Raw genomic sequence first — 8,515 nt, forward strand, 5'->3', positions numbered from 1 at the left:
ACGGCAGCGGAGCGACACCCGACATCGGCGTCGAACAATATCCCGCTATGTGGGATATTGTCAATTTCGGCGTGTCGGTGACCGATCGGATGGCCGCCTGCCCGCGGCGGTCAGGCGTCCTGCTCGAAAAGGATCACCCCCTTTCCGCCGGCCTGTAGGTCGAAATTCGCGTAGGCCTCGACGACGTCGTCGAGGTCCCATCGGTGGGTGAAGATGTCGTCCACGGGCAGTTCGCGTGTCGCGATGAACTCGGCGCATCGTCGTTGGGCGACGATCGACAGGGTCCAGGAGGTCATCAGCGTGATCTGGGAGCGGAAGTGGTCCTCGACCCGAAAGCCCACCTCGCCTCCCAATCCGACCAGGCAGATGCTCCCCCACGGCCGAAGCGATTGAAGACCTGCTGTGATCGCTGCGGAGTTGCCGGAGGTCTCCAACACAAACGCAGCTCCTCCGCTTGTCAGGTCGCGGAGTGCCTCAACGGGGTCGTTGGCTGTCGGGTCGAGCACTGCCGCGGCTCCGAGCCGTCGGGCGTGTGCGCGGCGCGCCGGTTCGGGATCGACGGCGATCACCCGAGCCCCGCGCGCCGTCGCGAGCAGGGTTGCGGACAGACCGACCGGCCCTTGGCCGAACACGACCAGGGTCTCGCCACCGACGTTCCCGAGCCGGTCGAGCGCGCCCCAGGCTGTGCCCGTTCCGCAGCCGATCGTCGCACCGGCCTCGAAGCTCAAGGCCGGATCGAGGAGAACCAATGTGCTCGCCGGTGCTTTGATCAGCGGCGCGTGTCCGCCGTGAACTTGCGTGCCGAACGCCTGGAACGGCGCGCCGGTGCACATCTGTGGCCACCCGAGGCGGCACGCGTCGCATCGGGTGCAGCCGATGTAGTGGTGAATCATGACTCGATCCCCGACGGACGCCACGTCCGGGGTCACTCCCTGGCCGACCTGGCAGACGACCCCGGCGGGTTCGTGTCCGACGATCCGGTCGCCCTGTGTGGCCGGGCCTCCGGGCTGATGCCGGTAGACGTGCAGGTCGCTTCCGCACATGCCGGAAGCCCTGGTCTGCACGATGACCTCGCCGGGGCCGGGCTCGGGATCGGGGAACTCGCGGAGTTCTACCTTCCGGTCACCGAGGAAGACCGCGCCTTTCATTGGATGCCTCCTAGTCGTTCGAGATCAGGTGTCGTGTCCGAGGTCAGCAGTCGGGTGAGTTCTGCGGCGTCGGACACGGACTCGAGGTCGCGCACGGCTGTCTGGACTCGAGCGATCTGGTCGGCCGGCGTGGGCCGCGCGGCCACCGCAGCGCAGTCGGCGAACTTGCGGTCCAACTCATCCCACGTCATCGGTCGTTCGAGGCTTCCGGGGACCCGGTCGCCGACTCCGTCCAGGATGCGGCCGTCGCGGACGACGATGCGCACGCGCCCGGCGGGCAGTTCGGTGACCCAGTCCAGCTCGGGGTCCGGCACCGGTACCACCTTGGCGGCGGCACGAGTGACCTGTGCATCGCGGAGGGAATCGAGGGTGAAGTCGATGATCCCGACGTCGCGTCGCACGGCGGCCAGCCCGACCAGGAAGGGCAGGCTGAACTTGGCGTCGGCGAGGGTCACCGGCGCACGTCGCGCGTCGAGCGGTCGGCACATCAGGTCGTGGTAGTCGCCCACGTGCACCCGGATCTCGCTGATGTCGTCCTCGGTGAGATCGTGCGCGGTAACAAGGTCGATGGTCGCCTGGATGTGGCTGTGCGAGGTGCCGACCGAGGGCCAGGCCTTGTAGAGAGTGTCGGCCCCCTGGAACGTGTGCCCGAGGCCGTCCAGCATCGCCTCGCGGTCGTAGCGACCGCCGAAGTAGGTGGCGAGGATGCCGTACTCGCCCTCGAACAGCCGCTCGATCCCGGTCACGCCCCGCTCCGCCAACAGGGTCGCGTTGACCGCACCCCGAGCCGAGAAACCGGCGTACATGCCGCGCAGACTGCTGCCGGTCCCGCACACCATCTCCATCACCCCGGCGGAGTGCATGCTGGCGATGCCGAGCGCGTGCTTGGTGGAATCGGCGGACAGCTCGAGGATCTTGGCCGACGCCGCGGTGGCTGCGTAGACGGCGAGGACGCTGGAGAGGTTCCAGTCCTTGCGCCATGCCACGTTGCGCCGGAGCCGGGCGAAGAGGTCCTGCCCGACCGCGACGGCGGTGATCAGACGTCGGCCTTCGACGTCGCCCTTGCGCTCGGCCAGGGCCAGGACCGCGGGGACGATGGAGCTCGCGCAGTGCTGGCCCCACGGTGTCTGGTCGTCGAAGTCGAGGCAGTGCGCCATGGCCCCGTTGGCGAACGCGGCCTCGGTCGCGGGGTAGAGGCCGGTTAGGGGCAGGATCGACGCCTCGCCGCGGCCCCCGATCTCCCGTGCGAGGTCGAGGACGCCGGTGACGGCCGGCTCGGTTCCGCTCGCAGCGAGAATGACTCCGAGAGTGTCGAGAATGCTCTTCTTCGCCGCCTCCGCGGCCGGTCGGGGCAGGTCGTCGTAGCGGGTGTGGGCGCAGGCGTCGGCGAAGTGGACTGAGAGGTCTGCGGCGGTATCGGTCAACGGTTCACCGTCCCCGCGGTTGAGGGGACGGGGGCGTCGGGCGGCAGTCCGATCGCCTTCGGCTCGACGTAGGTGTCGATGCCCTCCGGGCCGTTCTCCCGGCCGATCCCGCTGCCCTTCACACCGCCCATCGGCGCCGCCAGCCCAGCCGGGCTTCCGTTCAGCTCGACGGTTCCGGTGTGCATCCTGCTCGCGACCCGCATCCCGCGCTCGAGATCCGACGTGAACACGGCGCCGTTGAGCCCGTACGGAGTTGCGTTGGCGATCCGAACTGCCTCCGTCTCGTCGCTGTAGGCGATCAGCCCGACGACGGGCCCGAAGATCTCCTCCTGCGCGACGCGCATGTCCGGCTCCACGTCGACCAGCACGGTTGGTTCCACGTACCACCCGTGCGGCAGCCGATCGGGTCGTCCACCGCCGGTGAGGGCCTTGGCGCCGTCGGTGCGGGCGCCGTCCAGGTAGCGCTCAACGGTGGCGCGCTGACGAGCGCTGACCAGTGGACCGATCTGCGTGCGCTCGTCGTGCGGGTCGCCCTGAGGCCTCGACCGGACCATGTCCGCCAAGGCGTCGGCGAACTCGTCGCGGCGTTGCGCGGGGACGAGGACGCGCGTTTTGAGAGTGCAGATCTGCCCGCTGTTGCGGAAGGACCCCATTCGTAGTGACTCCGCGGTCGCCGCGGCGTCGGCGTCGTCGAGGACGATCGCCGCGGACTTGCCACCGAGTTCGAGGGTGACCCGGCGCAGGTCGTTTCCGCACAGGGCGGCGATGCGTCGACCGGCTGCCGAGGAACCGGTGAAGGTCACCTTGTCCACGCCGGGATGTCGGACCAGGTACTCGCTGGTCTCCCGATCGGCGCACAGCATGTTGAAGGTGCCCGGTGGCAATCCCGCCTTCTCGACCAGTTCTGCGAGCAGGTAGGCGTCGAGCGGGGCCTCCGGTGCGGTCTTGAGGACGACCGCGCAGCCAGCCAGCAGGGCTGGTGTGAGCTTCTGGACCGCGATGCCGAGCGGGACGTTCCACGGGATCACCGCCGCGACCACGCCAACGGGTTCGCGGGTCACCAGTGCTGAGGCGCCGTCGAGCGAGGTGCGAACCTCGCGGAACGGGTAGCGCTGCGCGACGTCGAGGTATTCGTCCATGATCTGCACCGGGCTGACGGCCTGGATGGCGCGAGCCTGGGTGATGGGGCATCCCATCTCGGTGGTGATCAGTTCAGCGAACGCGGGGCGGTGCGCGTCGATCTCCTCGCGGAGCGCGCGGACGAGAGCGATCCGGTCGGCGACCGAGGTTCGAGCCCAGCCGCCGTCAAGCGCAGCGCGGGCGGCCGCGACCGCTGCGTCAACGTCAGAGGGGGCTGCCGCCGGCACCGACGCGACCACCTCCTCGGTCGCGGGCGAAATGACGCCCAGCCTGTCGGTGCGATCGGGGGCCACCCATCGGCCGCCGATGTAGAGGTGTTCGGTGGACAACGTGTCGATCATCAGTGTGGATCTCCGTGAGGATCAGTCGTGGACCGGTTCGCTTGCCGCGTGCTGCGACGCCGTAGTCGTGTTCCGGTGCGAGTGCTGCAGGTCGTAGGTCCGGGTCTCGGGGGTGCGCAGGACGACGAAGAAGGCGAAGACGCTGACCAGCGCGATGTAGGGCGCGGGAGCGACCGGGGTGCCGAAGCTGCTGACGAGGGCACCGGACACCAGCGCCACGGTCCCGCCGAAGAGCGCGTTGCCGATGTTCGTCGCGACGGCGTGACCGGAGTAGCGCACCGCGGTCGGGAACATCTCGGCCTGCACCAGGAACTGGGGAGTCGTCGTGAGCGCGGTGCCGACGACGAGGATCAGAGCGGCCAGGGCGGCGGATCCGACCGACCCGGACGATGCGAGCAGGAACGCGGGGTAGATACCGGCTGCTGTCCACAGCGTGCCGGCCAACAGCAGCGGCTTGCGGCCCACCCGATCGGCCAGCATCCCGGTCACCGGGTACAGCACGGCCGCGGTCGCGATCGCCGTCGAGACGACCAGCAGTGCGGCGACCTGGCCCAGGCCGGCGACGGTGAGCAGGTAGGTGTAGAGGTACCCGTTGAGGGTGTAGGTCACCAGGCCGTTGGCCGAGGACAGCAGCCCCACGCTGAGCAGCGGCCCCCGGTGGGTGCGCAGGACGGTCCGCAACGGGTCGGTGATCTTTTCCGTACGTCGGGACTCGACGAACGCTTCCGGCTCCTCGACCTTCATCCGCAGGTACAGGCCAACCAGGCCGAGCACGCCGCCCAGCAGGAACGGCAGCCGCCATCCCCAATCCTCGAAGACGGCGTCGCCCAGCAGCGTCCGCAGGCCGAGGATGAAGATGCCGACCACGGCTGCGGGCAGGAACGCCATCGCCGCCCCCACGCCGATCCAGGTGCCGCGCCGGCCTTCCGGTGCGGATTCGAGCAGATAGCTGTAGGCGCCGCTGGTCTCGCCGCCCATCGAGAGCCCTTGGCCGAGCCGAGCGATGACCAGCAGAATTGTGGCCAGCAGACCGATCTGCCCGTAGGTCGGCAGCAGGCCGATGAGCATCGTGCAGCCACCCATGACGAGCACGGTGATGGTCATCATCTTCACGCGACCCAGGCGATCGCCGAAGCGACCGAACAGGATGCCCCCGATCGGCCGCATGAGGAATGCGGCGGCGTAGATCGCGAAGGTGCTGAGGATCCCGACCGTGGGATTGCCGGCCGGGAAGAAGTACGTCGCGAGAATCGGTACGGAGAAGCCGTACACGAAGAAGTCGTAGAGCTCCACGAAGTTGCCGAAGGAACCCGCGAGGATCCTCCGTTTGTTGTTGGACGACGCCATCGTCGGTCCCTTCCTCATTGAAGTTCAATTCGCCGCGGAACGAGAGCTGGGGCGCACGAGGCACGCCGGTCTCCACACAGAAGCAACAGACGCTCGTGCCGCACGGAACTGCGGGCTGACGGATCGCGTCGAGCGCGTCCGCTCGCCGTCGGCGCTCGACCGCCGACCGCTGATCTCGAGGTCCTTTCTCCTCGCCCCGACTCGAGTTGCGTCAGACAGTGACCCACTGTGGGCTCGAAGGGAAGCGTGTCGGCCTCCCGCTCGGCCCCACGACGACATCCCGGCGTCCGCAGATGCCCTGTGACCTTCGACTATGCAGTTGTGAAACGGCGTCATCCAGGTTTGGGAGCTGCGGTCGCCTCCATCCGGCTTAGACTCCTCGGACATGCAGCCACCGTCGGTTTCGATCGCCACCGGACTGCTGCCGAAGCTGTCCCTGCTCCACGCCATGGCCCGGGCTGGTCAGCTGAGTGCGGCGGCTGAGTCCCTGGGCATACCGCAGTCAACCGCGACCCGGTGGGTGGAAGCGCTCAGCCGCGTCGTCGGTGTGCCGCTGACTCACCGCGTAGGAGGCCGGACCGAGCTCACCGCAGCAGGGAGGGCGCTGGCCGAGGCGGCAGGGGAGGCCCGCGAAACGGTCGGCGTGGGTGTGGCTCGTGCCCTGGAGGCGGCTGACCCGCGCCGGGGTCGGATCGCGTTCGGGTTCATGCGCACCCAAGCTTCCGCTCGCGCACCGGAGTTGCTGCGGGGCTACCGGGCCGTCCGGCCGCAGGTGCGGTTCGCGCTGTTCGAGGCTGCTCACGAGGAGCTGGTCGCTCGCCTGCACGCTGGGTCGGTCGACATCGCACTGACGGCACTGCGCGACGACGACGTGGACATCGAGGCCACCGAGCTCGGACGTGAGCCGTTCGTCGTCGTCATGCCGTCAGAGCATCGACTGGCCGGCAAGGACCACTTGCGCCTCAGGGAGCTGCGGGACGAGACGTTCGTGGGCCTCTCCTCGACGGTCGCGCTCCGCCAGCGCATCGACCGTCTCTGCGCTTCCGGTGGCATCCGGCCGCGCTACAGCTTCGAGACAGAAGAGGTCGAGACCGTGCGCGGGCTGGCCGCTGCCGGCGCCGGGCTGGCGATCCTCCCGGCCCGTGACAGCGGCCCGATCAGCGGATCGGTGGAGATCGCCGTGTCACCGCCTCAGCACCGGCGCATCGGTTTGATCGTCTCCACCCGCAGGGCGGTCGATCCGCGCGTCTCGGAGTTCCGGGACTGGGCAACGACCCACACGCGGATCGGCCGCCGTAGTCACTGATCCTGGGTTACCGACTGGAATCGAACACCGTCCGAGGCCGACGCCGGTTGAGATGCCCCGAGTAGGATCTCCGTTGCCCAACACTCAACCTGCGTTGAAGATCGCGATGTCGATGAGGCCTGGTCGTAGAGCGGTCGATAGCAGGCGCTCGATCGTTCACAACGAGATACGTTGTGCGGCAAGATGTTCCGCTTCTCGTTTCTGCACTCCCGGGGAACCTTCGGGCCGCAACGGATAGTTGTGTCCTATCGGCCGGATCGGTAGCACGTCTTGGACGTCGGAGTGTGCGGAGGGTTTGACTTGGTGTTGTACGGGTCGTTCGCGGCAGGGAGTGCTCAGGTAAGGCATGAGGCATTCGCGCGGCGGTGCACGGGGTACGGGATTCCGAAGTAAGTAGCGGCCTTGGTAGTCCTCCGATGGAGTGTCGGGGTGGGTGGCCGGGGAATCTGATTCGTGGCAGGCCCGCAAATGAGGAGAGCAACAGGAGTCCATATGTACTCGCATCGCGCCCCAAAGCGATCCCGTGTCCACACGCCACACGTGTACCGCAACCCGTGCACCGGCAGGTGGATCTGCGACTTCGAAGGCAGCCGCGTCAACCCGGGGCCTGACGGTTCCAGAACCGTGTGCCGGACGCACCAAGACGCTGTCCGCGTCGCCGTCAGCGTTGGCTCCGGGCCGCGGTTGCCGCTAGGTGCGTGACGACAGCTGCTGACGACATCCGGTAGGCGCGCAGTGCCGGTAAAAGAGGCCCCGATGATCACGAGGTTCGATGGTCATGACCCTAATTCAGTGCACAGCGGATGAGCTCGACCACCGGGCGCAACGCGCCGAGGAGGACTTGAACCGCGCCCTCCGAGCACGCAGGTGGAACCTTGTCCAGCTCCACCGCGCGCACCTGCAATCCGTCCGTGAGGAGCGGAAGCGGCGCATGCGTTACGAGGCGGCCCGTTCTTAAGCGGAGATCCATCTCGATTGAATCTCGTCTCAGCTCCATTAAGGACCACTTCGTTCTGGTCACGCTCGCCGTCGCGACCGCAATGCAAGGCTGGACGATCCAGGAACTATTGCTAGCACGACCCTCCGAAAGAGCCCGAGAAGTGACTGGGCCAGGAAGGATAGTCCTCTCCTATCGGTCGCATCGGGAGCGCGTCTTGGACGTGTGGGGTGTGCGGGGGTTTGACTCGGTGTCGTATCAGGCCGTCCGCGCAGCAGGGAGTGACCACCATTGGCAGCACCGTCCGCGTCCCAGAACTTCACGATCGCCGCCATTCCCGCAGACGGTGTGGGAACCGAGGTGGTCGCCGCCGGTCGGGCCGTGCTGGACGCGCTGGCCGCGGGGTCCGGTGGCCGCTTCGCCTTCGACTGGACCGAGTTCCCCTGGGGCTGCGGGTATTACGAGAAGACCGGTCGCATGATGGACGAGGACGGCCTGGAAGCGCTGCAGGACTTCGATGCGCTGTACTTCGGTGCGGTGGGCTGGCCGTCGGTGCCCGACCACATCAGCCTGTGGGGTCTGCGGCTGCGGATCTGCCAGAGCTTCGACCAGTGGGCCAACGTCCGGCCGGTGCACTTCCACCCCGGCATCACCTCGCCGCTGCGCAAGGCCGACGACACCCCGCTGGACTGGGTGGTGGTCCGGGAGAACAGCGAGGGCGAGTACGCCGGTCTCGGTGGCCGCAACCTCGCGGGTCGCGGGCCCGGCAACGAGGTGGCGCTGCAGACCGCGCTGTTCACCGAGAAGGGCTGCGAGCGCATCATGCGCTTCGCCTTCGACCTCGCGCGCGGGCGCGACCGCAAGAAGGTCTC

Annotated in this window: 6 protein-coding genes; 2 read left to right on the forward strand and 4 right to left on the reverse strand. The window is 68.0% G+C overall.

Annotated features, from left to right (window positions below; all coding sequences use genetic code 11):
- Positions 1–110: 110 nt before the first annotated feature.
- Genes R4I43_RS33605 through R4I43_RS33620 form a run of 4 tightly spaced genes read right to left on the reverse strand, consistent with a single transcriptional unit; the run spans position 111 to position 5,400 of the window.
- Positions 111–1,148 carry a zinc-dependent alcohol dehydrogenase family protein gene (locus tag R4I43_RS33605; protein WP_324269767.1) on the reverse strand — a complete coding sequence of 346 codons (1,038 nt, stop codon included), beginning with the start codon at positions 1,146–1,148 and terminating at the stop codon, positions 111–113.
- Positions 1,145–2,572: an MmgE/PrpD family protein gene (locus tag R4I43_RS33610; RefSeq protein WP_324269768.1), complete on the reverse strand. Its 1,428-nt coding sequence runs from the start codon at positions 2,570–2,572 to the stop codon at positions 1,145–1,147. The genes R4I43_RS33605 and R4I43_RS33610 overlap by 4 nt, the downstream gene beginning before the upstream one ends.
- The gene (locus R4I43_RS33615) at positions 2,569–4,053 is read right to left on the reverse strand and encodes an aldehyde dehydrogenase (RefSeq protein ID WP_324269769.1); all 1,485 of its coding nucleotides are present in this window, start codon (positions 4,051–4,053) and stop codon (positions 2,569–2,571) included. Before R4I43_RS33615 ends, R4I43_RS33610 begins: the two co-directional genes overlap by 4 nt.
- A 21-nt stretch (positions 4,054–4,074) precedes the next feature.
- Complete coding sequence (locus tag R4I43_RS33620; protein ID WP_324269770.1) at positions 4,075–5,400, reverse strand: MFS transporter; 1,326 nt, start codon at positions 5,398–5,400, stop codon at positions 4,075–4,077.
- 385 nt (positions 5,401–5,785) lie between these two features.
- On the opposite strand from R4I43_RS33620, the gene R4I43_RS33625 reads away from it, so the two are divergent.
- Together R4I43_RS33625 and R4I43_RS33630 are read left to right on the forward strand one after the other, a co-directional pair.
- Complete coding sequence (locus R4I43_RS33625; RefSeq protein WP_324269771.1) at positions 5,786–6,706, forward strand: LysR family transcriptional regulator; 921 nt, start codon at positions 5,786–5,788, stop codon at positions 6,704–6,706.
- Between the two features lie 1,228 nt (positions 6,707–7,934).
- On the forward strand, positions 7,935–8,515 hold a 581-nt coding region (locus tag R4I43_RS33630), incomplete at its 3' end, for an isocitrate/isopropylmalate family dehydrogenase (protein WP_324269772.1).

The sequence above is a fragment of the Saccharopolyspora mangrovi genome (genome assembly GCF_035320975.1).
Lineage (GTDB): Bacteria > Actinomycetota > Actinomycetes > Mycobacteriales > Pseudonocardiaceae > Saccharopolyspora > Saccharopolyspora mangrovi.

Coding starts and splice junctions, on each gene's coding strand:
- R4I43_RS33605 (WP_324269767.1), bottom strand. CDS start 1,148: ATGAAAGGCGCGGTCTTCCTCGGTGACCGGAAGGTAGAACTCCGCGAG.
- R4I43_RS33615 (WP_324269769.1), bottom strand. CDS start 4,053: ATGATCGACACGTTGTCCACCGAACACCTCTACATCGGCGGCCGATGG.
- R4I43_RS33620 (WP_324269770.1), bottom strand. CDS start 5,400: ATGGCGTCGTCCAACAACAAACGGAGGATCCTCGCGGGTTCCTTCGGC.
- R4I43_RS33625 (WP_324269771.1), top strand. CDS start 5,786: ATGCAGCCACCGTCGGTTTCGATCGCCACCGGACTGCTGCCGAAGCTG.